General features: G+C 60.4%; 22 protein-coding genes and 1 pseudogene. 4 read left to right on the forward strand and 19 right to left on the reverse strand.

Going from position 1 to position 25,487, the window contains the following annotated elements; all coding sequences use genetic code 11:
- Positions 1-7: 7 nt before the first annotated feature.
- The 9 genes and pseudogenes from BSU04_RS16715 to BSU04_RS16755 all read right to left on the reverse strand — a co-directional run bounded on the left by BSU04_RS16715 (position 8) and on the right by BSU04_RS16755 (position 7,997).
- Complete coding sequence (locus BSU04_RS16715; protein ID WP_089161634.1) at positions 8-841, reverse strand: shikimate dehydrogenase family protein; 834 nt, start codon at positions 839-841, stop codon at positions 8-10.
- A 27-nt stretch (positions 842-868) separates the two neighbouring features.
- Positions 869-2,203, reverse strand: a complete 1,335-nt coding sequence (locus tag BSU04_RS16720) for an MFS transporter (protein WP_089161635.1) — start codon at positions 2,201-2,203, stop codon at positions 869-871.
- Positions 2,204-2,372: 169 nt separating this feature from the next.
- Positions 2,373-3,584, reverse strand: coding sequence for a porin (locus BSU04_RS16725; RefSeq protein ID WP_089161636.1), 1,212 nt, complete (start codon positions 3,582-3,584; stop codon positions 2,373-2,375).
- A 313-nt stretch (positions 3,585-3,897) separates the two neighbouring features.
- Entirely contained in the window at positions 3,898-4,704 is an 807-nt protein-coding gene (locus tag BSU04_RS16730) for a sugar phosphate isomerase/epimerase family protein (protein WP_089161637.1), read from the reverse strand.
- Positions 4,705-4,707: 3 nt separating this feature from the next.
- Positions 4,708-5,088: pseudogene (locus BSU04_RS16735) on the reverse strand (4-hydroxy-2-oxovalerate aldolase); the annotation flags it as partial.
- A 137-nt stretch (positions 5,089-5,225) separates the two neighbouring features.
- On the reverse strand, positions 5,226-5,993 hold the full coding sequence (locus tag BSU04_RS16740; protein ID WP_089161638.1) for a 2-keto-4-pentenoate hydratase: 768 nt from the start codon (positions 5,991-5,993) through the stop codon (positions 5,226-5,228).
- On the reverse strand, positions 5,993-6,796 hold the full coding sequence (locus BSU04_RS16745) for a 2-keto-4-pentenoate hydratase (protein ID WP_089161639.1): 804 nt from the start codon (positions 6,794-6,796) through the stop codon (positions 5,993-5,995). Before BSU04_RS16745 ends, BSU04_RS16740 begins: the two co-directional genes overlap by 1 nt.
- Complete coding sequence (locus BSU04_RS16750; RefSeq protein WP_089161640.1) at positions 6,793-7,008, reverse strand: tautomerase family protein; 216 nt, start codon at positions 7,006-7,008, stop codon at positions 6,793-6,795. The genes BSU04_RS16745 and BSU04_RS16750 overlap by 4 nt, the downstream gene beginning before the upstream one ends.
- Positions 7,009-7,049: 41 nt before the next feature.
- Positions 7,050-7,997 (reverse strand): dioxygenase family protein, encoded by a 948-nt coding sequence (locus tag BSU04_RS16755; RefSeq protein WP_089161641.1) that lies wholly within the window; start codon positions 7,995-7,997, stop codon positions 7,050-7,052.
- Between the two features lie 180 nt (positions 7,998-8,177).
- On the opposite strand from BSU04_RS16755, the gene BSU04_RS16760 reads away from it, so the two are divergent.
- Positions 8,178-9,077, forward strand: coding sequence for a LysR substrate-binding domain-containing protein (locus BSU04_RS16760; protein WP_089161642.1), 900 nt, complete (start codon positions 8,178-8,180; stop codon positions 9,075-9,077).
- A 68-nt stretch (positions 9,078-9,145) separates the two neighbouring features.
- Here the strand turns inward: BSU04_RS16760 and BSU04_RS16765 are convergent, their stop codons facing one another.
- The 5 genes from BSU04_RS16765 to BSU04_RS16785 all read right to left on the reverse strand — a co-directional run bounded on the left by BSU04_RS16765 (position 9,146) and on the right by BSU04_RS16785 (position 15,714).
- Positions 9,146-10,264: a 4-hydroxyphenylpyruvate dioxygenase family protein gene (locus tag BSU04_RS16765; protein WP_089161643.1), complete on the reverse strand. Its 1,119-nt coding sequence runs from the start codon at positions 10,262-10,264 to the stop codon at positions 9,146-9,148.
- Positions 10,265-10,440: 176 nt separating this feature from the next.
- Positions 10,441-12,342 (reverse strand): bifunctional sugar phosphate isomerase/epimerase/4-hydroxyphenylpyruvate dioxygenase family protein, encoded by a 1,902-nt coding sequence (locus BSU04_RS16770; RefSeq protein ID WP_089161644.1) that lies wholly within the window; start codon positions 12,340-12,342, stop codon positions 10,441-10,443.
- A gap of 86 nt (positions 12,343-12,428) precedes the next feature.
- Positions 12,429-13,259, reverse strand: a complete 831-nt coding sequence (locus BSU04_RS16775; protein WP_089161645.1) for a 3-keto-5-aminohexanoate cleavage protein — start codon at positions 13,257-13,259, stop codon at positions 12,429-12,431.
- A gap of 57 nt (positions 13,260-13,316) precedes the next feature.
- On the reverse strand, positions 13,317-14,624 hold the full coding sequence (gene shiA, locus BSU04_RS16780; protein WP_089161646.1) for a shikimate transporter: 1,308 nt from the start codon (positions 14,622-14,624) through the stop codon (positions 13,317-13,319).
- Between the two features lie 181 nt (positions 14,625-14,805).
- Complete coding sequence (locus BSU04_RS16785; RefSeq protein ID WP_089161647.1) at positions 14,806-15,714, reverse strand: shikimate dehydrogenase family protein; 909 nt, start codon at positions 15,712-15,714, stop codon at positions 14,806-14,808.
- A 149-nt stretch (positions 15,715-15,863) separates the two neighbouring features.
- Here BSU04_RS16785 and BSU04_RS16790 point away from each other — a divergent pair, with 149 nt between their 5' ends.
- The gene (locus BSU04_RS16790) at positions 15,864-16,637 is read left to right on the forward strand and encodes an IclR family transcriptional regulator domain-containing protein (RefSeq protein WP_089161719.1); all 774 of its coding nucleotides are present in this window, start codon (positions 15,864-15,866) and stop codon (positions 16,635-16,637) included.
- 34 nt (positions 16,638-16,671) lie between these two features.
- On the opposite strand, the gene BSU04_RS16795 is transcribed toward BSU04_RS16790, so the two are convergent.
- The 5 genes from BSU04_RS16795 to BSU04_RS16815 form a co-directional block, all read right to left on the reverse strand.
- Positions 16,672-18,117: an MFS transporter gene (locus tag BSU04_RS16795; RefSeq protein WP_256982872.1), complete on the reverse strand. Its 1,446-nt coding sequence runs from the start codon at positions 18,115-18,117 to the stop codon at positions 16,672-16,674.
- Positions 18,118-18,232: 115 nt separating this feature from the next.
- Positions 18,233-19,687, reverse strand: a complete 1,455-nt coding sequence (iaaH, locus tag BSU04_RS16800) for an indoleacetamide hydrolase (protein ID WP_089161649.1) — start codon at positions 19,685-19,687, stop codon at positions 18,233-18,235.
- 118 nt (positions 19,688-19,805) lie between these two features.
- A complete protein-coding gene (locus tag BSU04_RS16805) occupies positions 19,806-20,393 on the reverse strand; it encodes a TetR/AcrR family transcriptional regulator (protein ID WP_256982874.1) in 588 nt (195 codons plus the stop codon).
- Between the two features lie 199 nt (positions 20,394-20,592).
- Positions 20,593-21,675, reverse strand: a complete 1,083-nt coding sequence (locus BSU04_RS16810; RefSeq protein ID WP_089161651.1) for an alpha/beta fold hydrolase — start codon at positions 21,673-21,675, stop codon at positions 20,593-20,595.
- A 125-nt stretch (positions 21,676-21,800) separates the two neighbouring features.
- A complete protein-coding gene (locus BSU04_RS16815) occupies positions 21,801-22,778 on the reverse strand; it encodes a helix-turn-helix domain-containing protein (RefSeq protein ID WP_089161652.1) in 978 nt (325 codons plus the stop codon).
- 288 nt (positions 22,779-23,066) lie between these two features.
- On the opposite strand from BSU04_RS16815, the gene BSU04_RS16820 reads away from it, so the two are divergent.
- Together BSU04_RS16820 and BSU04_RS16825 are read left to right on the forward strand one after the other, a co-directional pair.
- Positions 23,067-23,852, forward strand: coding sequence for an SDR family NAD(P)-dependent oxidoreductase (locus BSU04_RS16820; protein ID WP_089161653.1), 786 nt, complete (start codon positions 23,067-23,069; stop codon positions 23,850-23,852).
- Between the two features lie 67 nt (positions 23,853-23,919).
- Positions 23,920-25,461 (forward strand): amino acid permease, encoded by a 1,542-nt coding sequence (locus BSU04_RS16825; RefSeq protein ID WP_089161654.1) that lies wholly within the window; start codon positions 23,920-23,922, stop codon positions 25,459-25,461.
- Positions 25,462-25,487 lie beyond the last annotated feature (26 nt).

Genomic DNA, 25,487 nt, shown 5'->3' on the forward strand with positions numbered 1-25,487 from the left:
AACCTCGTCAATATTTGATCTGTGAAACCGCGCGCAGTTGCTCAGGCGTGGCCGTGCCGAAACCAAAGAACTCAAGGTAGGCCGGAATCATTTCAAAGAGCATGTCGGTGCCGACCTGCACCGCACAGCCTTTCTCTTTGGCCGCGCGCAGCAACGGTGTGTATTCAGACTTCATGACAACTTCGCCAACGAACGTGCCAGGCGAAATCCGGTCGATGTCAAACGGCAGCGGATCACCCTCGTTCATTCCGAGTGGCGTCGCATTCACGAGCACGTCGTAGCCCGCCGGGTCATTGGAACCCGTGGTGACCACAAGCTGCGAATAGTGCTTGCGCAAGCGGTCGGCGAGCGCTTCGACTGCTGCCGTGTTGGTGTCGAAGAGGGCGAGGCCTGCCACGCCCGCTGCCGCGAGCGATGCCGCGATAGCCGAACCCACACCGCCGCTGCCAAGCACAAACGCACGCGCGCCCTTCAGCGACCGGCCCTTGCGTTCAACGCCTCGCGTGAAGCCCGCGCCGTCGAACTGATCGCCGAGCAAGGTGCCGTCAGGACGCAGAAGAATGGCGTTGCACGCGCCCGCAATGCGAGCGGTAGGCGTGAGTTCATCGACAAGACCCGTAGTCGTGACCTTGTGCGGCATGGTCACCAGCGCACCGCGGATGTTGGTCAGCCGGAACAGGGATTGCAGCAGGCCAGGATAGTCGTCCGCCTTCACGCCCATCGGCATCACCACCGCGTCGATGCCGTTCTGCTCGAACCAGGGGTTGTAGATCATGGGCGCCTTGAATCCCTCCGTCGGATAACCAAGGTGGGCAATCAGAGTGGTTTTTCCGCTAATCATGGCTGCATGCCTCAAGAAATTCGGCGCTCATTGCGCCAATTGGTCTGCCAATTCAACGCGACGTACATCGCCGACAATAAACACATAGGACAGCGCACCTACCAGCGCAGCCGCGCCGACGTAAGCCAGTGCGTAAAAGAACGAGCCGGTCTTCGCCACGATCACGCCGATCACCAGCGGCGTCACAATGCCCGCCAGGTTCGCGCAGAAGTTGAAGATGCCGCCGGTCAGGCCCATCAGGTTCTTCGGCGCAATGTCCGAGATCAGCGTCCAGCCGAGCCCGACCATGCCTTGGCCGAAGAATGCGATCGAGAGGATGGTGATGACCATCGCGTCGCTGTTGACGAAGTTCGCCGAGATGATGGTGGAGGCCCCCAGCAAGCCGACGATGATCGGCAGTTTGCGTGCTATGTTGGCCGAGCCGGTCCGCTTGAGCAGAAGGTCGGACACCCAGCCGCCGAACATCACGCCGACCGCTGCCGCGAGAAACGGCATCACGGCAAAAAAACCCACCTTCAGCCAGCCCATATGACGCTCGGTTGCGAGGTAGGTCGGAAACCAGGTCAGGAAAAAGACCAGCGTGGTGTTGCCCGCGAACTGGCCGAGACATGCGCCCGCGATCTGGCGGCGCTTGAGCAACCGAGCGACATTGCTCCACGAGAAAGCCAGCGTCTGCTGACCCCCGGGCGGCTCAAGTCCGCCGCCTGCAGCAATGTAGTCGAGCTCGGCTTGATTGACGGTCTTCGAGTCGCGCGGTTCGCGATAAAAAAGCCACCACACGATCGCGAAGGTAATGCCGAGAACGCCAACCACGACGAACAACGCGCGCCAACCGAAGCTCCCCATGATCCAGAACAGCGCCGGCGCGAAACACGCAAGGCCGAGGTATTCGCCCACCGTATAGATCCCTGTGGCACGGGCGCGCTCGTGCTGCGGAAACCACGTGGCGACCACGCGGCTGTTGACTGGAAAACAGGGCGCCTCGCTGATGCCCAGGCCAAAGCGAAACAGCAGCAATGACTTGAGGCCGACTGCGAACCCTTGCAATAACGTAAAGAGCGACCAGAACGTCAATGCGAGGAAGTACGTAACCTTGCTGCCGAAGCGATCGAGGAATACCCCTCCCGGTATCTGGGCAAGCGCGTAGGTCCATGAAAACGCCGAGAAGACGATCCCCATCACGGCTGCGTCGATACCGAGTTCCTTGGTCATCGTGGGTGCCGCGATGCCCAGGACGGTACGGTCCAGATAGTTGATCATGGTGCCGAGCGCGAGCAGCGCGAGGATCACGAAGCGAGTGCGCGAGCGCGTGCGGACCGCCGCACCGGCATGCACCGCAGGGGAATTGTGAACGTCTTGCATGAGGCGTCTCCTGACTCAAAGTAATGATATTCCCACCCTGCGAATAGGGTTCGCGGGCGATGTTATTCGAGAGTGGCGATCCTGACGGATAACAGGCACAACACCGAATTCCGCCGCGGCTGGCCCGGGTATTCACCCAGGCCGCCGATGCGCGCGGCGAGCCTGCGTATCAGAAGCGGTGAATGATACCCACGCCGGCTGCGAACTGGCTTTGCGACGAAGAAGGCGACGACTGGAATCCATCGCCCAACGTGGCCGTTGCACTGATGATGCTGGATGCGCCCGGCGTCCCCAGTGTCTTGCCCTTCGCGCGCTGGTACGCCTGCAGTGCATACAGTCCGGTTCGTTTTGACAAAGCGTAGTACTGGGACAAGTTGAACTGGTGGTATTGAGCGACGCTGTCTATGCCGTTCGCCTTCGTGGCACGCGTGTAGCTATACCCGGTCCCCAGATCGAGCGAAGTCGACGCGTGCCAGTGAAGCACGGCACCGGCCGTATTAAAGATGGCGGTATCGCGGAACAGCGAGTGAATACCGGGGATGTACTGCACATTCGAGTAGGTCGCCGACACGTCCCACGCACTATTGAACGTATATCCCGCGCCGACCGCGAAACGCTGTTGTGCCTGCGCCGTCTGGTACCCATTGGTCACCGCCGACACGCCCGATTGCCCATTCGAATTAGTGGTCGAATCGGTGCCGTACGCCCCGCCGCCCGGGGTTGAGTTGTTGATGCGCGTGATGCCCGCCGCGATCCCGAATGGGCCGTTGACGTACTGGAGCGCGCCACTCCATGTCGAACCCTGGTTCACGCTGCCCGGCACGCCCGCGAACGCATACGAACCGCTGAACGTGAATCCGTAGAGCTTGGGAGACGTATAGACCAACGAATTGTTCGCCCGATAGATGGTGTCCAGTTCGTCGAGGTCGCCGGGGTGAGCGCCGTAGAAACCGGTCAGCCAGTTGGTCGGGCTATACGACGAAAGCAGCGAATAGTAGGACGTGTACTGCCGCCCGGCCGTGAACGTACCGTAGGTGGGATTCGTTGCACCGACCCAAGCCTGCCGGCCGAATTCGGCGTTGGTGTACTGCTGGGCGCCGCTTGCGCTGTTAAAACCCGACTCGAGCTGGAAGATGGCCTTGGTGCCGCCGCCGAGGTCCTCTGCGCCCTTCAGGCCAAACCGGCTGCCCGCCCATACGCCCGACGACATCTTGATGTTGGAGCTTCCGTTCCTGGTTGAACCGAGTGTCGTCTGGCTGCTTTGGTAAGTCAGCGAGTTATCGACAATACCGTACAGCGTCACGCTGTTTTGTGCATGCGCGGACGTCGCCATTGCCACCGTGATGACGACCGCGGCTCCCGCCTGTCTGGATTGCTTCATCTATGTCTCCTCCTTCAATTCTTTCGGTTGGGTTCAATGCTGCAGGCTCTTTTAGTAAGCTTTCCTATTCTGTTACGCTACTTGGCGATGACGGTTGGAAAGTTCTGGTTCTAAAGGAATGTGTTGGGCAAAAAATAAGGCTCGGTGCTGACCGAATGTGCCGCACTTAAGTGTTGGATCAGCACGTCCACACAATAAAGTCATGTGCGATCGCGGGCAATGTTTTGCGCTTGAAAGAAATCGATTATCGAACGCAAACGTTCGATAATCGCGCATTATTGGGGTTTGCACTGACGCTGGAGATCCCTCTCCCCTAGCCGTGAATGATCTTTCTCGCAGCCGCCAGAGTCCTGCGCAAACGCTCGTCCAGGCCGACGGTTGCAGCGAGCTGGCGGTTAGGCACTTCGAGACTCAGCGGCACGTCCTGCGGCAGCGCTGCCACGAACGCCGGCAACGGCAGACCGCCCTCGCCGGGAAGACAACGATCGAAACGGGCTTCGTCGGAGATTGCCGCCGTCGTCACGGGTGCAGTCGCCGAGGCATCGCAAAACTGCGCATAGTGAATCAGATGTGGATTCACGGCGCTTATGTCGGCGACCTGCCCGCCGCTGCGAAACAGGTGGAATGGGTCGAGCAGCAATGCGCCGTTGACTCGCCGAGCCTGCTGAATCACCACGCTGGCCGCTTGAATACTGCCAACGCCCAACCACACCGCGAATTCAAGCACGCAGGTTATTCCAAGCGGTGCAGCCAGCGCGCACAGCTCGGCAAACTTCGCAGCGGCAAGCGACAGGTCCGCTATATCGATCAGGGTAAGCGCGTACTTTGCTCCGAGGCGGTGTCCTGTTTCAAGCACCGGAAGCAAAGCCTGCACGTCCTGTCCGGCCGACAGCCGCATGACTTCAATGTCCAGTACCCAGAGGCCGGTATCGTGCAACCGAGCCTCGGTTTCGCGCAGCATCGGGCTATTGTTGAACATGGGATGCTGCAACTCGCCCGCGCGAAAAGGATTCAGCCGCAGGCCCACCGCATCGTAGCCGCTACGCGCCGCCGCACTGACAAGCTGGGGTGGCGTCAGATCGATCGCTGTCAGCGCAGCGAGCGCGAATCGGCGCGTCATGCCTTACCCCACTTCGCTCATGGCCGGCACAAAACGCGACGGTTCATGCTGCTTGCGCTTGAGCAACTCCAGTGCTACGTCCACGATCATGTCCTCCTGTCCGCCCACTATCTTCCGCTTGCCGAGTTCGACGAGGATGTCGACCGTCTTCAGGTCTTACCGTTTCGCCGCCACTTCAGCGTGACGCAGGAAGCTCGAATACACACCAGCGTAACCCAACGCAAGCGTCTCCCGGTCCACCCGGAGCGGCCGGTCCTGGAGTGGACGAACGAGGTCGTCGGCGGCATCCATCAGTTTGTAGAGGTCACAGCCGTGGTGCCAGCCCTGCCGCTGCGCACGGGCGAGGCCGTCCGACTGGGGATCCACGCCTACCATTGCGCCCATCTCCAGATGCTTGCTGCTGCGCATCACCTTGATCATCAAGTCGGTGCCTATATTGCCCGGTCCGATGATTGCCACTTTCACTTTTCTGTTCATGCTGTTTCCCATGTCAACGACTAAAGAGGTCGGGTCGGCCTTGATCAGCCCTTGACATGAAAGCCGGCGCTCCCAAGGCGTTCCATCTCGACTGCGACATACTGGCCCGGCTTGATCCATTCCGCGGGCGTGGCGCCCCCTGCCATGACGATCCAGCCAGCCTGCAAGGGCTCGCCCGCGAGCGCGGACAGGCGCGCGGCCGCGACCAGCGAGCGCAAGGGATGGCCAAGCAAGGCCGCGGTCGAACCGACCTGCACCACGCGTCCATCGATGTTCAGCGTCAACCCCAGGTTGGCGAAATCGATGTGCGGACTGCACCATGGCCCGATCACGAAGCCGCTCGACGAAGCGTTGTCCGCAATCACTTCCGGCAGCGTGAACTTGAAGTCCTTGTAGCGCGAATCGATGATCTCCAGCGCCGGCGCAATGGCCTCCACTGCCGCGAGCGCTTCGGGAGCGGTGACATTGCCGGAAAGCGGACGCTTGAGGACGAACGCTATCTCCGGTTCAACGCGCGGATGCACGAAACGCGAGAATTCGACAGCCGTCCCCTCTTCAATCTGCATGCCCGCCGTCAGGCGTCCCCAGATCACATCCGACAGTCCCATCTGGACCATCTTCGCGCGGCTTGTGAAACCCATCTTCACACCGACGCGATGCTCGCCGCGCGTCACCCGGCGATCAATGGACGCCGCTTGAATGGCGTAAGCGTCGTCGAGCGACAAGCGGCCTTCAGCGTCGAACTGGGCGACTTCTTGGGCGTTGCGCGCGGCGTCGTCGAGGAGCGTTGCGTAGTCGAGAATGTTGCTCATCAGCGTGCCTCGCCCAAGTCGTGTTCAAACACAGCCCGCACGGAACCGAGTCCATTGATGCGGGTTTCAAAGATGTCGCCAGGGGTGACCGGGACCATCGGACCCAGTGCGCCGGACAATACGAGATCCCCGGCTTTAAGTGGCGTGCCTAAGCCGGCCATCGTGCGCGCGAGCCAGACGACTGCGTTGATTGGATTACCCAGGCAGGCCGCGCCCGCACCTACCGAGACCGGCTCGCCGCGCCGCTCGATCACCATGCCGCACAAGCGCAAGTCGAACTCCGAAAGCCTGCGCGGGCTGTTGCCAATCACGAATGCCGACGACGATGCGTTGTCGGCAATGGTGTCGCTGATACGAATGTCCCATTTCGCAATCCGGCTGCCCACGATTTCAAGCGCCGGCAGCGCGTATTCAATTGCATTCAGCACATCGAGCGGGCCCGGATTCGGCACAGTAATATCCCGGCCGATCACGAACGCCACCTCGGCTTCAATCTTCGGTTGCGTGAGGATAGATGCAGGGACCGGTTCGCCGTCGCCATAGGCCATGTCGTCGAAGAGCATGCCGAAATCGGGACGATCCACGCCGAGTTGTTTTTGCACCGCGACCGATGTCAGCCCGATCTTGCAACCCACTAGCCGACGACCTTCCCTCAGCCGACGCCCGGTGTTGAAGCGTTGCACCGCGTACGCGGATTCAATGCTGAGTTGCTCGTACGTTTCTCTCAGCGGTGCGATAAATTGACCGGTGCGCGCGGCATCGAACAATGCGTTCGCAGCCTGTTCAATGAGCTCCGGCGTCATCTCTCCTCCTGCTGTTGGGCCGCTGCAGCGGTCTCATCCTTCGTCTGATCGCCGACGGCCCAATGCGTCGCGGGCACGACCGTCGCAATGACTCGAATGGACGCGAGCGGCGCGCCGAGCGTTTCGTGGATCGTGCGTGCGACCGCTTTGATGCAGGCTTTCACGGTGGCATCGTCGCGTCCTTCAATGAGTGATATCTGTACGATTGGCATGATTCTCCCTTTGGTTTAAATCGGTCCGACGTGTTTCGCCGTCAGGTTCTCGCCAGCACCGCGAGCGTCGGGCGCGCGCCTTCGGCTTTGCCAGTGATCGGTGGTTTCGGCAGCTTCGCTTCGCCCGCTTCAATCTTGAAGTGGTGATCGAGCGAATACCAAGCGCCTTCTATATCGTCTGATGGCGCAGGCTCGGTATGGCTGTCATGCAGCACGTACTGCCCCACCAGTGCGCGTGTGACGCCGAACTGGACATCGGTATCGAGATTGGGGTCGTCGCTTGAATAGACCTGCGAGAATTGCGTCTTGAAACCCGGCTTATAGATCATGAAATGGATATGCGCGGGCCGCATGTTGTGACGGCCTTGAGCGCTCAGCAATTCACCCACGGGACCGGACAACGGGATCGGATAACCCGCCGGTTTGACGCTGCGGAAAGCGATGTGCCCCTCGGCGTTGGTGGTCAGTTTTCCGCGCAGGTTCATGTCGGCTTGCTCGGGGTCCTGATTCTCATAGAACCCTTCCGCCGACGTATGCCAAACGTCGACCTGCGCGTCAGCCACGGGTTGACCCTGGAGATCGCGGACCCATGCGTTGACGAAAATAGGCGTGCCGGGAGTCGGCGACCGAACGATTGAAGTGCCGTTTTCTGTACGTGGCGAGTCGCTTCGCCAAAACGGACCCATGAGGTTCGCGGTCGTATCGGTTTGACCGTGGTCGCCGTTGTTGAGCAGGCAGACCAGTGACGAAAGACCGAGCGAACCGGCGATCAACACGACCTCGTTGTGCGACACGGTAGTGAGTTGACCCAGCTTGGCAATGACACCGCAGGCTTGATGGAATTCCGCTTCCGTGAGTTTTGCTTCGCGTGCGAAATCATGCAGATGACGCACTGCCGCAGACATGATTTCGCGGAATCGCGGGTTATGGGCTCGACTTAGTTCGTCTAGCACGGCCCGCGTGATGTCTTCCTGACGCGTGATGATCATCGTTTGTCTCCACTGCTCGCGGCGTCTTTTGGTTGAACCGGATAAGGCGAGTTCGTGATCGCGTGGAACGCATCGTTCTTACTCTTCGGGAATCATGCGCGGTCACGAGGGATATCGTCCAATACCGTTTTTTCAAATTCCGATACCATTCCGGTATTGAGTTTGAACGTGGGAGTGGCGATGGATTTGAAGCAGATGCGGCAGTTTCTGGCGCTTGCCGAGGAGTTGAATTTCGGCCGCGCTGCCGAGCGTCTTCACATGGCTCAACCACCGCTCACGCGTAGCATTCGCGCGTTGGAAGAGGAACTGGGCGCGCCGTTATTCGTGCGCACGCCGAAGGGGGCGGAATTGACGCAAGCGGGTCAGGCGTTGCTTGACGAGGTACCGAACGTGCTTGCGCTAGCTCGCCGTGCACAGGAGCAGGCGCAGCTCGCGGGTCAGGGATATGTCGGCCGGCTGGATGTCGGCATCTTCAGTTCGGGGATCCTGAACGTGATTCCGCGTTTGCTTGCGCAGTTTCATACCGATCGGCCCGATGTGAAGATCGGCTTGCATAATATGTCAAAGGCCGATCAGATCGCTGCCTTGCGTGAGCGCCGTATCACGATCGGGTTTAACCGGTTGGTACCGGATGAAGCGGATATAGCGGTGGAATGGGTTCAGCGTGAGCCCTTCCTGGTCGCGCTTTACGAGGGTCATCCGCTATGTGTGAAGAAGTCGATCACGCTTGGCGATTTGGACAATGAACGGATGATTCTTTACCCGAACGCGCCGGTGCATGGACTTGCACAGGAAGTCGCCGCGGCGTTCCGGGCTGAAGGTGTGCGGTTGCGCGTGGAGCAGGAAGTCGAGGACGTGGTGACGTGTATTGCGCTGGTCGCCAGCCGCTTTGGTGTTTGCGTCACGACGGAATCCGCCGCGAATCTCCGCTTGCCAGGGGTGGTTTATCGACCGCTCAGGTCTAAACAGCTTCGCAATATTGAACTGAGCTGTTTGTATCGGCGGGGGGATACGTCGCCCATATTGCACGCCGTGCTTGAATTGATCAGGGCATCCAGGGGGAAGTTTCGATCACAGTAGAGTCTGAGTAGAATCTGGTTTCTTGCTCGCGATGTGGCATGGATATGCAAGCAAAGCGAGCGAACTGCCTAAGCCTCCCGCGCCTTGCCCAAGGCGATCAAATTTCCTTCCCCGAACCCGTGGTCGCCACGCCTCTCCACGATTTCAAAAAACATATCGCCGCGGTCGCGTTGAATAAAGGTCTGCAGGAAGAGCCGCGCGCTTCCATCGGCCGCGATCGTCCCGTCTACCAGGATGCCCCTCGACCGCAGGGCTTCAACGTCCAGCCCATGCCCGGGTAAACGTTCATCGAGTTGTTCGTAATACCTTGCCGGCGGCTGCACGAAACGAATGCCTCGCGACCGCAAGATATCCACCGACGCAAAAATATCCTTCGCCGCGAGCGCAATATGCTGGACCCCCTCGCCCGTATGATCGGGCAGATAGTCCTGCATCAGACTCGTGCGGTAGGTCCCTTCCTCATAAACGGGAATGCTCAACGTCTGGCAAGGCGACACAATCACAGGCAGATCCTGCGCCACCTTCCAGTCCGGATGAACCGCATGGATCTCCTTGAAATGAAGGACCTGGAGATAAAACTCGAGCCAGTCCGCCAGCCGCCCCGCCCCAACCGTCTGCGTGAAATGGTCGACCTTGCTCAAACCAGCGTTGTTGGAATGCAGCGCTGCACGCGTCTCCTGCGGGTCGAGCCAGGCGAAATCAATATCGTAGATAGACCGTGCCTTTTCGCTCGGCTCCTGCCGCCCTTCCCAATGGTCCACGAAGTAAATATGCGAATCCCCAATACCCTGGATCGCGGGAATCAACAATTCGTTCGGCCCGACGCGCTCACCCTCGAAATCCCACGCCCCGAATTCGATGGCACGCTCGTGCGAAGTCTGCGCATCGAACACCCTTAGCCCGATCGCGCAGATGCCCACCCCATGATTTACCGCGAACCGCGCTGCGAACGAATCGTCGTCGGCGTTGATGAGAAAATTCATGCTGCCCTGCCGGAACAGGGTGACGTCCTTGCTGACATGGTGCGCCACTTGCGTAAAGCCAAGTTGCTCGAAGAGCGTGCGCAACCGCGCCGGGTCCGGGCTCGAAAATTCCACGAATTCAAGCCCGGCGACGCCCAGCGGATTGTCGCTGTCCTGCAGGGATTGCGCCGAGGCAGCGCCAGGCAGAAAAGCATCGTTGGTCATCGAAAATCACCTCTGAGAAAGTCAGGTCCGTCGCTGTCTGTGCACTCGTGCGTCAGCGCTGCAGCCACCTGCCGCGCTGACGCCGAGACAGATTATCGTCTCTGGCATCAAAGCGTCAAACTGTCGAGCACTGTCTCAAGCCAGCAGGGCGTCCCCAGACCAGACCGCCAGCTCGGTCACGCCGCCCCGGCTACCCGCTCCTGATGGCGTCGTTGGGCGTGGGCCGCGAGCCGAACTGGCGCGTTCACCGCACCATAGCCGTCATAGGCGCCCTTGCGTTGCACGACCTCCAGGAAAAACCGCTCCGCGAACTGCTCCGTGTAGACCTGGAAAAACTCGCCGCCCGCGTTGTCGCGGTCATACAGGATGCCGCCCTCACGCATTTGTGCGAGCTGGGCCGGGTCGAGATCGTAGCGCGCCTCGAGATCGTCGTAATAATTGCGGGGAATGTGCAGGAGCGGCACGCCCCGCTCGCGCAACTGCGCGACGGCCGCGAAAATGTCGTCGGTCGCGAACGCAACGTGATTCAGCCCGGAACCGCGGTAGGTCGACAGCGACTCCACCACTGCCGTATGCCGGTCCGCCGACGCGTTGAGCACGATCCGCACGGAACCGTCCCGGCTGCGCACCGCGCGGCTTCTGACAAGGCCGTACGGGTCCGGTAAGAGGACCGACGGCTCGGCATCGAAACCGAACGTCGCCTTGAAAAAAAGCACCCACGTATCCAGCGTGTCGGCAGGCAGGTTCAGGCACACATGGTCGATACGGCGCAGGATATCGGCACGGTCCTGCTTGCCTGTATCAGTCAAGTTGAAATCGGTCTCATAGAGCGTGGGCTCGCCCGGCGCCTCGTCGACGAAGTACTGCAAGCTGTTATCGGGTGCCTGCACGCTCGGCACCACGCGCTCGTTGGGACCGACCTTGCCCGAAAATGGCGCGTAGCCAAAAGCGGCCGCGCGCTCGAACGCCTGCGCGGCGTTATCCACGCGATACGCCGACGCGCAGATCGACAAGCCATGCGCCTGATGAAACGCGCTCGCGAAGGAGTCCGTCTCGCCGTTCAGGAGAATGCACGCGTCGCCCTGCGCGTACAGCGTGACATTCTTCGAGCGATGCCGGCCAGCCGCGCGAAAGCCCAGGCGTTCGAGCCATTGGGCAAGCGTCGGACCACCGGCCGGATCGACGGCGAATTCGAGGAACTGAAAGCCCGTGTGCGCAGGCGCGGCGGGCGGATGGAACAACGTCTCATGCGACGTCGCTGTTAAAGCGCCCGCGCATTGTTCTTCCAGATACAGCAGCGAGCGATAACCGTCAACGGCCGTCGCCGCGTTCGGCGCCGCGCGAAATCCGTCGTTGAAAATCTCCAATGACAGCGGCCCGGCATATCCCGACGCCAGTACCTGACGTGTAAAGCCGGCCACATCGAGATCGCCTTGCCCCGGGAAACAACGGTAATGCCGGCTCCATTCAAGCACATCCATTGCCATCTTCGGCGCGTCCGCGATCTGCACGAACGTGATCCGGTCTGCTGGAATGCGAGCGATTTCATCGACTGAGTCGCCGATGGAAAGCGTATGAAAGCTGTCGAGGATCAGGCCGAGGTTCGGATGATCGAGCGTGTCGACCAGCCGCCACGCATGTTTGTACGAGTTGACGTGCCGCCCCCACGCCAGTGCTTCATATCCTGCCATCACGCCTTCCGAACGCGCGAGGTCGGCGAACTGACCGAGCTGATCGACGATCAATGCGTCGCCGCCGATTGAATCCGCCAAGGCATTGCTGCACACCAGCACGCGATCCGTGCCGAGTTCATGCATCAGTTCGAACTTGCGCCGCGCGCGTTCAAGGTTGCGGGCCAGTCGTTCCGGCGAGACCCCCTCGAAGTCGCGGAAGGGCTGGAACAGCATGATCCGGAGGCCGAGGTCGGCGCAGATGCGCCGGACGTCGGCGGGTGAGCCATCGAAGTACAGCAAGTCGTTTTCGAAGATCTCGACGCCGTCGAACCCGGCGCGGCTGATAGCCTTGAGCTTCTCGACCAGCGTGCCGCTGACTGAGACGGTGGCAATTGAACGTAGCATCGTAAGTTCTCTTTCAACAAGCAGGCCACCACCGGTATGCGGGGCACCGCCGTATTCCTGTCGCTATATCGGTCGCCAGCGGAAGACTAAAGCGCAGGCAAATGCAGCAGTTCCCGGGCCTGCGCCGCGCTTGCCACCGGACGCCCATACTCGCCACACAGCGCAGCTACGCGGCTCACCAGCTGAGCGTTACTCGTGGCAAGCGTGTCCTTGTCCCAGCGAATGTTGTCTTCGAGACCGGTGCGGCAGTGACCGCCCAGTTCAAGCATCCAGTGGTTCACCTCAAGCTGATGCCGGCCGATGCCTGCTGCGGTCCACGTTGCATCGGGTAACTCGGCACGCAGCCGCTCCACTTCGAACTCAAGGATTTCGCGCTTGGCCGGCAACGCGTTCTTCACGCCCATCACGAACTGGACGTGGACCGGCGATGCCAGCAGCCCCTGCCCGACCAGATCGACGGTGCTGTAGAGCATGGCCAGATCGAAGATTTCTATCTCGGGTTTAACGCCGTGATCGAGCATCGACTTCGCGAGCGAACGCACGAAGTCAGGCGGGTTTTCGTAGACCGTGGTCGGAAAGTTGACCGACCCCGTGGCGAGCGAAGCCATGTCCGGGCGCAGATCGAGCATCGCGCCGCGTTGCTCGAAAGAACGTCCGCGCCCACCCGTCGAGAACTGGATGATGATGTCCGGGCAATGTTGCCGGATGCCGTCCTGAAGCGCCTCGAAACGCGAGCGGTCCGAGCTGGAATTCTCCTGCTCGTCGCGCACATGCAAGTGCACGAGCGACGCGCCCGCTTCGTACGCAGCGTGCGTGCTCTCGACCTGCTCCGAGATCGAGATGGGTACCGCCGGATTGTCCTTCTTGCGCGGCACGGAGCCCGTGATCGCAACCGAGATAATGCAGGGATCAGTCATGATTTGATTTCCATTGAATGAAGTGTGGGCTCATGCCGGTAACCCGGAGCCCCGTGCTTAAGTCCGCTTCATACCACCGGCGACCACCACGGAAATCAGGCAGCCAATAGCCAGGTAAGCCGCAACCGGGTGCCACGAACCACCGGCGAAGCTCACCAGCGCCACGGCGATGAACGGCGTGAAGCCGCCGCCGACCACGCTCGCCACCTGATAACCCACGCCTGCGCCGCTGTATCGATACTCCGTGCCGAAAAGTTCGGTAAACATCGGCTGCTGGACGCTGACCACCATGTCGTGCGCAATGTTCGCCAGCATCACCGAAAAGATCACGATCCAGACGGTCGAGCGAGCGTCGAGTGCGACAAAGAACGGAATGGCACTGAGCATGCCGACGAGCGCGCCGATCATGTAAATACGGCGGCGGCCAAAGCGGTCGGCGAGCATCGCAAAGCACGGAATGGTCACGATGCTGAGCGCCCCGACGAGCAAGCCGATGTTCAGGAAGAACTGGCGCGGCATGCCGAGGTTGGTCGTTGAGTAGCTGAGGGCAAATGCCGTGACGATGTACATCGTGAACAGTTCGGCGAGGCGCAGCGCAATGATCAGCAAGAAGGCTTTCGGATGCTGGCGCAACGCTTCGAAGATCGGCAGGCGGCGGGTTTTCTGCCCTTTCTCGATCACTTTCTTAACGAACTCCTGCGACTCCTCCATGCTCGATCGCACCCACAGCCCGATCAGGACCAGCACAACGCTGAACACGAACGGGATGCGCCAGCCCCAGGTCTTGAAGGTCGCATCGTCCATGGTCTGGCTGAGGATTGAGACAATGCCGGTTGCAAGCACCAATCCCACGCCATAACCGACCTGCACGCCACTACTGTAGAACGCCTTCTTCTTGCCGGGCGCGCTTTCCACCGCCATCAATGCCGCGCCGCCCCATTCGCCGCCAACCGCGAAGCCCTGGATCGCACGCAAGGCGATAAGCAGGACCGGCGCCCACCAGCCGACGGTCGCAAACGTGGGCAGCAACCCGATCATCGCGGTCGAGAGACCCATCATCATCACGGTCAGCACCAGCATGCGCTTGCGGCCCAGCCGGTCGCCATAGTGGCCGAATACAAAACCACCCAGCGGGCGAAACAAAAAGCCCACGCCAAAGGTCCCGAACGCTGCGAGCGTGCCCATTGCAGGGCTGACTTTCGGGAAGAACTCGGTGTTGAAAACAATCGCCGCGATGATGCCGTAGAGCAGGAAGTCATACCAGTCGACCACTGCACCGACAAAACTGCCAAGCGCCGCCTTGCGTGCCCGGCTCTTCTCCCGGTCTACTGCTGCGACGTCCGAAGGCTGGATAGCGATAGTCATTACGTTGTCTCTGATGTGTATTGATGTTGGGCTGCAGGACATGGTCTGCAGGTAAAAGCGCGTGGCGCGCTGCGGTGAATGGAGCATAGGGCGGCGGCATCGCCCGATCAATGATTGGCGCGAAAATTAAAACGATGATCGACTGTTTATGTGCGATTAACGATCGTTTTCGGGGTTAGCACTAGGCCGGGGTGTCGGTGATCTGCGGGCGCATCGAGGCGCCTGAACGGCGACGCAGCGCGTCCGGCGTGATCAGGTCCAGCAGATACCCATCGTCCGAACGCACGGATTGGCCAAGTTCCGGATAACCGAAAAAGTCGAGATAGAGCGGCGTCTGCTGGATGAGCATGTCGAAGCCGGGTTCTGCAATCAGCCCCCTTGAGCGGGCCGCGCGCAGCAACGGCGTGGGCTGGTTTTTCATCAGGATGTCGCATACGACCGCGTCTTCCCGAATCGCCCCGACATCCACGGGCAGCGGGTCGCTATCCTTCAAACCGAGCGGGGATGCATTGATGACCACGTCATAATCTTGCGGATCATTGGTCGGTACATCGCTAGCCTCGATGTGGAAATCGCGCCTCAACACGGCGGCGAGATGCTGCGCTTTACTGTGGTCGGGGTCGAAGAGCGCGAGTTCGGCCACACCGGCTGCTGCCAGCGCGGTCGCCACCGCCGATGCCGCCCCGCCCGCGCCCAACATGAGGATCCGGCGGCCCGCGTAAGTCAGGCCTCTGCGATCCATCGAGCGGATAAAACCTGCCCCATCGAACAAGTCCCCTTCGAGTTCGCCATCCGGATTGCGCCTGATCGCATTGACCGCATTCGCGGCCAGCGCAGCCCGCGAACAGTGGTCCACCGTCGCTGCCGCTGCCGCCTTGTGCGGGATGGACAGCGACACGCCGCCGACTGTGGGCGAGGCAAGAAGGCATCGCAACGTTGCCGCAAGATGGCCCGCCGTGACGCGCAGGGGCACCATGACGGCGTCGACTTCATGCCGCGCAAACACCTCGTTAAAGACCTCGGGCGCACGCACCTGATCTACTGGATCGGCGATGCAATAAAAAATCCGGGTCGTGCCGGTGATCCTCATGATGTCCCCTCTGCTCCATAGCTTCGTTCATCAAGCCGGTGAAACAAAGGATAAGGATTGGCTTCGCCGACACGAAGCAATGTTTAGTGAATGTGCGCGATAATCGCTCACACATCATCATTGATCGCACGGAATGAGGGTTAATGCTTATGACCAAACGACCGCCGTTGGACAAGCGCGACTGGATCGCGGGACTTGAGAAGGGGTTGGCGGTACTCGAAGCATTCGACAGCGAGCACGCCCGCATGACCCCTACGCAAGCAGCGGCCCGCACGGGCATGACCCGGACCGCGGCGCGCCGGCATTTGCTGACGCTGGAGAGTCTTGGTTATGTGGAAAGCGATGGCAAACTGTTTGGACTGACGCCGCGCGTGCTGCGCGTTGGCTGGTCGTACTTCGATTCCGCACGCTTGCCGAAACTGGTCCAGCCATACCTCCAGCAACTGAGCGCGACGCTCAATGAGTCGGTCTATATCAGTGTGCTCGATGAATGGGAGCTGGTTTTCATTGCACGCAACGGGACCTCCCGGGTCATGACCACGGGGTTTGTCCTGGGCGCCCGGGTGCCTGCGCCGCTGACTTCGCCAGGCGTAGTGCTGCTTGCTTACAAGCCCGACGAGGAAGCTGTTCATGAGTGGCTGCACACGACCGTGCTGACGCCGTTTACGCCTCATACGCTGACGAACACGGTGCGTCTTGCGGAGAAAATCCGGCAAGCCCGGGCCGATGGTTTTGCGGTCATCGAACAACAATTGCAGGTGGGGGTGCGGGGTATTGCAGTGCCGATGAAGGACCGGCACGGTGAAGTTGTCGCCGCGCTTAGTACTAACATGCCGATGGGCAAGGAGACCACCGAGGCCGCGATTAACCGGGTAGTACACCGCTTGCAGGAGACCGCACTAGCGATGCTGAATGTGCTTTAGGGCGGTGGCTTTTTGCTTCCTCGGTCCATCATTCTCAAGCGGGTTTCGCTCGCGTCGACGCCAGTACCATCGAAAGCCCGACGCAGCCGACAAACAGCGCCGCCACAATCGCAATGCTCACCTGATAAGCGTGTGCATAGTCCGCGGCCGATGTCCCTGCCGACAGCACTGAAAAGAAAGCCCCGCTGATAGCAGTCGCACCGAACGCCGACCCGATCTGCAACATGGACGTGACCACACTCGATGCAAGCCCGGCTTGCGCCGGTCCAACCTCCCCTATCACGATCCGCACCACCGACGGCAGCACAATGCCGTGCCCCATCCCTGCCAGTAGCAGCCCGGCATAAAACAGCGGCCCTGGTTCAACCCCACGAAACAATGCGCCCGCGGACGCCGCGAATCCGGCAGCAAGCAATGCAAAGCCAATGACAAGGATACGGTTGCCGACTCGTCGCACGAGTATCGGCGACAACAAGGGCCCCAGAATAGAGCCGGCGCCGAACGGGAAAATCGCGATCCCCGCAGCAAGCGGCGAAAAGCGCAAACCATTCTGCAGATAGATTCCGTAAGTCAGGAAAAAAACGCTGTCGCAGTAGAAGCAAAAGGCCAGGACCAATCCGATTGAAAAAACAGGATTGCTGAATAAACCGAGGTCGACAAGCGGGTCTCCGCCTTTCTGTTTCAAGCGGTATTCCATCAACAGGAACACGGCGAAAACCGGCACACTCGCCCCCAGTGAAACAAGCGTCCACGCGGGCCATCCGGCCTCCCGGCCCTGCGTCAACGGATAGATCACCAAGGCCATGAAGAGCGACAAAAGCATCAGGCCCGCTGCGTCAATACGCGTGCTTTGTGCGGGACGATTTTCCGGCACGAAGCGCCACGCGCCGGCCAGCGCCAGGCATCCGACTGGCAGGTTGATCAGGAAGATCGATTGCCAACCAAGCCCGAACGGACGAAGCGTGATCAACGCGCCACCGCCTATCTGACCCACGACCGAGGCAAAGCCATAGATGAATCCATACAGGCTCATGACTTTCGTCTGCTGCTCCTGGGGGAACACGGTCCGGATTGTGGCAAGGATCTGCGGCACCATCACCGAAGCCGACGCCCCCTGGAGCATTCGCCCGATCACCAGCACCGTGGCATTCGGCGCCCCCGCGCACAGCGCCGACGACACGACAAACCCCGCCATGCCGAGCATGAATATCCGCTTGCGTCCGAACATGTCGCCAAGGCGTCCGCCCGTCACCAGAAAGACAGCGAACGCGGCCGTGTATACGGACACGATCAGTTGCAGCTCTGCCGAACTGGCGTGCAGCCCTGAGCGAATGGCCGGCAACGCAAGATTCACGATGAAGTAATCAAGCGGCGAAAGGAATGCGCCCGTGAGCAGCACAAGCAAAGCCAGTGCGCCGGTCCGGGTCGACGCTGAATGCATGCCGACGGACGGGTCCTGCAAAATCAGATCTGATTTCATGACCATATAGTCAATAAATGGAGAAAAAAATGTGCAGTATTTGCTTGCCTCAAAAGCACAAGCAATTACGCAGTGGACGGCACTGCCGGGACGGTGATGCCCGGCAACGCCCGTATCACAACATTGGCGCAGGCAGTGAACCCAGCACCTGCTCGAACGCCACGCCTATAGCAAGCAAACGGCGATCGCTACCGGTAGGCCCGTCGAGTTCAATACCCACGGGCAAACCTTCTTGCGTCATCCCGGCCGGCAGCGACAAGCCCGGAATACCTGCGACGCTGGCCGGATCGGTGTTGCGCAGGAATGCGGCCATTTCATCCATCGGCTCACCGCCGTTGATCGACACTTGCGAAGATCCGTTCAACGCATCGATCGGCACGGCCGGCAGAAGGGTTGTCGGAAACAGCAGCGCATCAAGCGCATTCCCGGAAAATGTTGTCGCGTAAAGGCGTTGAAGGAGTGGCCGCAATGTACTCATGGCCACGTCGTATTGCGGGCCGAGCGCATCGGCGAGAATGGCTTCATACGCGGCGCGCACGTCGGGGCTGGCAATTCGCGCGGCCACTTCAGCCACGGTCTTGACCGGCGCCTCGTTGGCGATAAGCCACGCGGGAAGGTCTGCGAGTGGTTCGTGCAAGGCCACGGCAAAGCTGATCTGGTCACTCAACGCGAAGAGATCCGGCATGTCGATGTCCACGAACGTCACGCCCGCCGCTTTCAGCCGGTCGAGGGCACCGCGTGCGACGGTTTCAAGCCCGTGATCCAGTCCGGCCCAGCAGCACGCAGGAAGGCCAATGCGCAAGTCTTCAAGCGCCACGCCCGGAAGCGGACCATCGCCGCTCACGACACCATCGAGAAGCGCGACATCTGCGACGGTGCGTGCCATCGGTCCAACCGTATCGCGTGTGCGGCTGATCGGCACGACCGCGTTTGTATCGTGATAACGGCGCTGATCGCCTCCGTTTCCCACCGAAGGACGGAAGCCCGCGATACCGGTCAACGCAGCCGGAATACGGGTCGAACCGCCAGTATCCGTGCCGAGCCCCGCAGGCACCATGCGCGCCGCCACCGCCACCGCTGTGCCACCGGACGACCCGCCCGGAATCATGGCTGGGTTATAAGGATTCCGAACAGGTCCTGCGTGGTTGCTTAGGTTCGTACTAGTGATGCCGAGCGCCAGCTCGTGCATATTGGCCTTGCCGAGCAGGATCGCACCGGCGTCCACCAGTTTTTGCACGGAGGGCGCGTGCGTCGATGGGATGAAATTTTCGAGTGCCGGCGTACCTGCCGACGTCTGCAGACCTGCCGTATTGATGTTGTCCTTCACCACGATCGGCAGGCCGGCGAGCGGAAGCCGGCGTTTTTCATCGACTGACAAGGCATCGATACGCTGCGCCGCTTCCAGCGCACCCTCCGTATTGAGCGCGGTCAGCGCGTTGAGCGTGGAAAGTGCCGCCGCGCGAGCCAGCAAGGTGGCGACGTAGTCGGTGGCCTTCAGGCGGCCCGACTGGATCGCGCTGACGGCTTCCGTCGCCGTGAGTGCGAGTTGTTCATCGACCGTCCATGACATGCTTTCAGTCTCCTGGAATATCACGTTAAGACGCCTTTACGTGTCCGACGCTTTTTAGCGCAGTGCGTGAAACGAAATCCGGATTTTATGACTCCATGGTCAATAAATTGGCAAAAAATCAGCTCAATGCACGCATGGCCACGTCGACGGCCGCGGTCAGCCGGTCCTCTTCATGCACGACCTTGCCGAGAACCCTCAAGCCCTGGGTCATGCATAGCAGAAAGTCACCTACCGCTTTTTCATTCAACCCCTGATTGAAGACCCCTTCCGCTTGTCCGCGAATAACGGCCGCCGCGAGCAACGTTGATATCCGCCGCATGATCGACTCTATCCGCAATGTCACGTCCGGGTCGCTGGGAACCATCTCGAGCGCGATATTCGTCACGAAACAGCCGGGTATGCCGGTTAGCGCAGATACCACTCGGGTATGGTGCAGCAACGCTTCACGCAATGCTTCGTGGGGTGGAAGACCCGAATTCAGCCGCTCGGACAATCTCGCTACGGCGCCTTCGGCGTAGTAATCCAGCGCGACCAGCAGCATGCCTCGCTTGTCACCGAATGCGCCGTAAAGACTACCGCGTAGAAGACCCGTTGCCTCGGTAAGATTGTCCAGCGAGGTCGAATGGTACCCACGCTCCCAGAACACGAGAGCGGCTGCCTCAGACACGGAAGCTACATCGAACTCGCGCGGTCTGCCGCGCTGCATGGCCGAAGCCGTTTTTTTCGGACTGGAATAGGAACTCATGCGTTGAGTTTATGACTGGTTAGTCAATAAATCAAGCGCCTATTTGGTGTGCTGTTCAGAACGGTTGGTGCGGACCCGGATAAAACCGCGTGGTTTTAATACCCTCTGCGGGTCCGTGACGTCTGATACTTGGTTATGTTTCATGGCCGAGGGCTCGGCTTCATTGCGCCTGCGGCGACAAGGTCTGGAGAAACGCCGCGAGGTAGCTTTTCCAGACCTCGGGATGGTCAATAGTCTCGTTGCCGTAAGAGCGTTCGCTCTCCGGCATCTCGACAAATCGCCCGCGCGGCACGCGCGGAACAAGACGCTGCATGATGCCGAGATCGGTCGGGTTCAGCAGGTCGTCGGAGAAATTCAGGGCGAAGAGCGACGCCTTGATTGCCCCAAGTGCCGCTTCGGGGTTGTAGTCCCACGACGATTCGAACCAGTACATCACGTCGTTGGCGTCGTACTGGCGGCCGCTGTAGACGGCTGCGTCATACGACCATCGTGAAGTACCCGGGGTAGGCGACAACGCCTGCATGCGCGCAGGGTTTCTCGTGATCAGCGTAAAGACCGGCATGGCGCGTAACCATTGAATTGGCTGGTGCAGGTAGTTGCCGTCGTTCCAGTCAGGGTCCCGCCGAATGGCGTCGATAATCATTTGCCGCCAGAAACCGTTGCGTCCGGTGAGTGCAACCGGCTGGCTCGCAATCGGCATGAGGCCGTCCATCATGTCCGGATAGCGTTCGCCCCATAGCCACGTCTGCATGCCGCCCATCGACGTACCGAGCACCAGGCGCAAATGGTCGATGCCCAGTCCTTGCGTGACGAGCAGGTACTGCGCCTGAACGACGTCGTTGTATCCGTATTGGGGAAACTTCGCCCGCAACCCGTCGCTGGGTTTGCTTGAGCCGCCGCGTCCAAGGCCATCCGGAATGATGATGAAATAACGGCTGGCATCGAGTGGTTGGCCGGGGCCGAACAGCTCCTGGCGCATGGCCGCGGTGAGGAACGCGCGGCCGGTGTCGGTCGTACCGTGCAACAGCAAGACGACGTTGGTGAAGTGTCCGTTGCCATCGCAGCGGGGTACGCCAAGCGTAACGTAATGGAGCGTGACCTGGGGTAGCGACGCGCCGTCTTCGAAGTGAAAGCCAGTAGCAACGAAATCGCCGGATTGTTCGTATAACGGCGGCTGCTGTGCGCCGGCACGAGGAACGAAGCACGCCAATGAAAGGGACAGCGCAAACAGGAGGGAGCGCATGGTCTCCTCGCTAGTTGAGGTCTGACCTTTTAGTTTAGGCCGATCCTCGCAGGCTTATGCGTATTTCGATGCCCGGACGCAAACCGAATGCAAACCAAGTGCAAACCAAGTGCAAACTCGAACGCTCAAGCGCGCCCTGCCCCGTTGCGCAAGCGGCGCAATGTCTCCGACGGCAATTCGCCAAACTGCTCGCGATAGTCGCTGGAGAAATGGCCGAAGTGCCAGAAGCCCCAGCGGGTCGCGGCGTCGGTGACCGAGCCGGCATGCAGGAGGTCCTTGCGCACGCGATCGAGCCGCACGGCACGCAGGTACGACGCCGGATTCGTACCGAGGATTTCTTCGAACGCATACTGAACCGTGCGCCGGCTGATGCCCAGGCGCAGGCACAGGTCAGCGACTGACAGCGGGCAATCCGCCGACGCTTCCACCAGTTCGCGCACGGCGCCAACCAGCTTCCAGTTGCGGGATGCTCCGGTACGCGTGCCGGTATCGCTGACATCCACAAGCAAGTCGGATAGCCCGACGATCACCGACCGCTCAAAACTTGCGCACACGCTCGCGTCGGCAAGCGTCGAGGGTGAGGACGTGACCGTATCCAGCAGACCCGCCAGCGTGCTCCTGAACGCCTGCAACCGGGCGGGATCGGCATTGAGCACCCCCGGTTCGTTGCCGAGTGCTCGATGGACGTTGTCCATGGCAAGCCGAAGCAGCGGGTCGGACAGTTCCAGCGGTGCTATCTCCAGATTCACGACCACATGTTTGTCGGGCGATAAAAACTCGAACCCTCCGGGCCCGGAGAAAACATGCAGCCCGTCAAGATGACTCACCTGACCGCATAACAACGCATGGCCTTCGAGCTGGAACGGAATGCCCACGGCGATCCGCGAAACGTCCACGCAACCGCGCTGGTACACCGTCCGGTTCATCCGTTCAACCAGAATACGTACCGCGCCCGCATGCACGGAACTGACCGAGCCGTCGAAAGCGCCCCGCGAGATCTGACAGTAGGTCTGGTTCCAGCTTTCGAGCAGCCTGGCCTGCTCGTCAATGCTCCGGCAGCAATGGATATCGACGGCCGGACGCACCGGTTGGACCGCTTGCATAAAAACTCCTTGGCGCACGGCACGCGTCAAAAAAGTGTAAACGACCAAAAAGCAACCACAACCCCCTCTGGGTCATTCTGACCATTGTGGCCCAGGCCGAGCGCCACGGTAAGCGCCGCGCGTTCGCGCGCCCATCGCTGAAAACCCTGCCCGGAGCGCCTTTGAGCCTCCTGCATGACGCCGTTTGCGGTTTTTTTGCGGTGTATCCCGCTCCATTGCCAATTTCGGATAGTGCGTAAATTGTGTCGAGCCTAGCCTAAATAAAGGATAAACAACGAGAGGTCAGGAATGGGCAAATCCGAGTCTGTTGGCGGGAAACTCGCGGGGAAGATCGCGGTCGTGTCGGGTGGGGCCACCGGCTGCGGCGGTGCGGCCTCCGTGCTGTTCGCCAAAGAGGGCGCGCAAGTCGCGGTTGTCGATATCAACGCGGACGCCGGCACGCAGGTCGTGGCGCAGATTCGCGAGAACGGCGGCGTGGCGGAGTTCTTCAAGGCGGATGTCGCGAAGACCGACCAGGTAGAAACCGCCGTGGCGCGCATCGTCGAGCGCTTCGCAACGATCGACGTGCTGTTCAATCACGCGGGCAGCATCGTCGTCAAACCATTCCTCGATACCACCGACGAGGACTACCAGTGGCTCATGGACGTCAACGTCAAGAGCATGTTCACGATGACCCGCGCCGTGTTGCCCCATATGCTTGGGGCGGGCGGCGGGTCGATTGTCTGCACGGCGTCGATCTCGTCGACGGCGGCCACCCCGCTCGAAGTGCTGTATTGCACGACCAAGGGCGCGTGTGCGATGTTCGCGCGGGCGATTGCCGTGGAGTATCGCGAGCGTGGGATCCGTTGCAATGCGGTGTGCCCAGGTTTCATCGATACCCCGCACGGGCAGCGTGAAATAGCCGCGCTCGCGCAATACGGTTTCGATGCCAGCGAAGCGGCGCTCTCGCTTCAGCAGGGCCGTCTTTGTGCGCCCGAGGAAGTAGCCAAGGCTGCGCTCTTTCTCGCCAGCGACGACGCCAGTTTCATCAACGGCGCGCATCTCTACGTCGACAACTGCTTTACCGCCGCTTAAGTTCGCAGCTAGTTCGCAGCGCCAATCCAACGTCTACAAGCAGCTTCAGCCATAAGGATCGACCATCATGGACATCAATACGGCAGTTCCGCCGCCAGAGAGCGCGGATAGCGACGTTTCATTGCTGCACAAGATGGGGTATGCGCAGGAGCTCTCGCGCCGCATGGGCGCGTTCTCCAACTTCGCCGTATCGTTCTCGCTCATCTGCATCCTGTCCGGCGGAATCACCTCGTTCCAGCTTGGACTCAGCGCGGCCGGCGGAGCATCGATTGGACTGGGCTGGCCGCTCGGCTCCGTCTTCGCGCTGGTGGTTGCAGCCGCAATGGCACAGATCGCTTCGTCTTATCCGACGGCCGGTGGCCTGTATCACTGGAGTTCGATCCTGGGCGGCAAGACCTGGGGCTGGCTCACCGCCTGGTTCAATCTGCTGGGACTCGTGTTCGTGGTCGCGGCCATCAACTTCGGTACGTGGGACCCGTTCTTCCGCACCCTGATCGCGCCGATGTTCGGCGTCAAGCCCGAGTCGCTAGGCTGGTGGCATCAGACCATATTTCTTACTTTGGTCACGGCGTCGCAGGCGTTCCTGAATCACCGTGGTATCCGTATCGCAAGCAAGATCACCGATATCTCCGGCTACCTGATCTTTGTCGTGACGGTGATCCTGGTGGCGTCGCTGGTGATCTACTCGCCGGTCAAGGTGGACTTTTCGCGACTCTGGACCTTCAAGAATTTCACGGGCGTGGACGGCGGACAATGGCCCGCGCAAACCATGGCAATGGCATTCCTCTCCGGGCTGCTGCTGACCGCCTATACGATCACCGGTTTCGATGCCTCCGCGCACACGTCCGAGGAAACGCACGATGCTGCGCGCAACGTGCCGCGTGGAATCGTCAAGTCCGTGCTGTGGTCGACCTTGTTCGGGTATGTGCTGGTCTGCTCGTTCGTGCTCGTGATGCCCGACATTGGCGCCGCGATCAAGCAGGGCACCGGATTCTTCGAAGCAATCCTCGCACCGATTCCAGGACCGTTGCGGATCGTGATCGAGTTGCTGCTGTTTTTTATCAACTACGTGTGCGGACTGGCCGCGGTGACCTCGACGTCGCGAATGATGTTTGCGTTTGCGCGCGACGGTGGCCTGCCTGGGTCGAAGTTCCTGCGCAAGGTCAATGCGCACCGGACGCCGGGCATTGCGATCTGGGTGTCGGCGGTGCTGGCCATTGTCATCACGTTGTACGGCGATGCATTTTCGGTGCTGAGCGCAGGAAGCGCGGTGTTTCTGTTCATCTCGTACGCCATGCCGGTAGCCGCCGGGATCTTTGCCGAAGGCAAGACGTGGACCGAGAAAGGACCGTTCCAATTAGGGATCTGGTCGAAGCCGTTTGCTGTCGCGGCAGTTATCGGTGCGTTGATTCTTGCTTATGTAGGCATCCAGCCGCCGAATGAAAAAGTGATCTATGTGATTGTCGGCTTGCTCGCGGTGCTGATGCTGATCTGGTACGGCGCAGGTGTGCGCAAGAGTTTTGCCGGGCCGCCGGTGGGCAATCTGTCAAAGGAACGGCGGGAGAAGATTGTCGGGCTTGAGGCGAAATTGGAAGAGAACGTGGAGTAGGTTTTCGCTCGCGCCGGTGAACAGAT

Origin of the sequence: Caballeronia sordidicola (assembly GCF_002220365.1) — a bacterium.
Taxonomy (GTDB): domain Bacteria; phylum Pseudomonadota; class Gammaproteobacteria; order Burkholderiales; family Burkholderiaceae; genus Caballeronia; species Caballeronia sordidicola_C.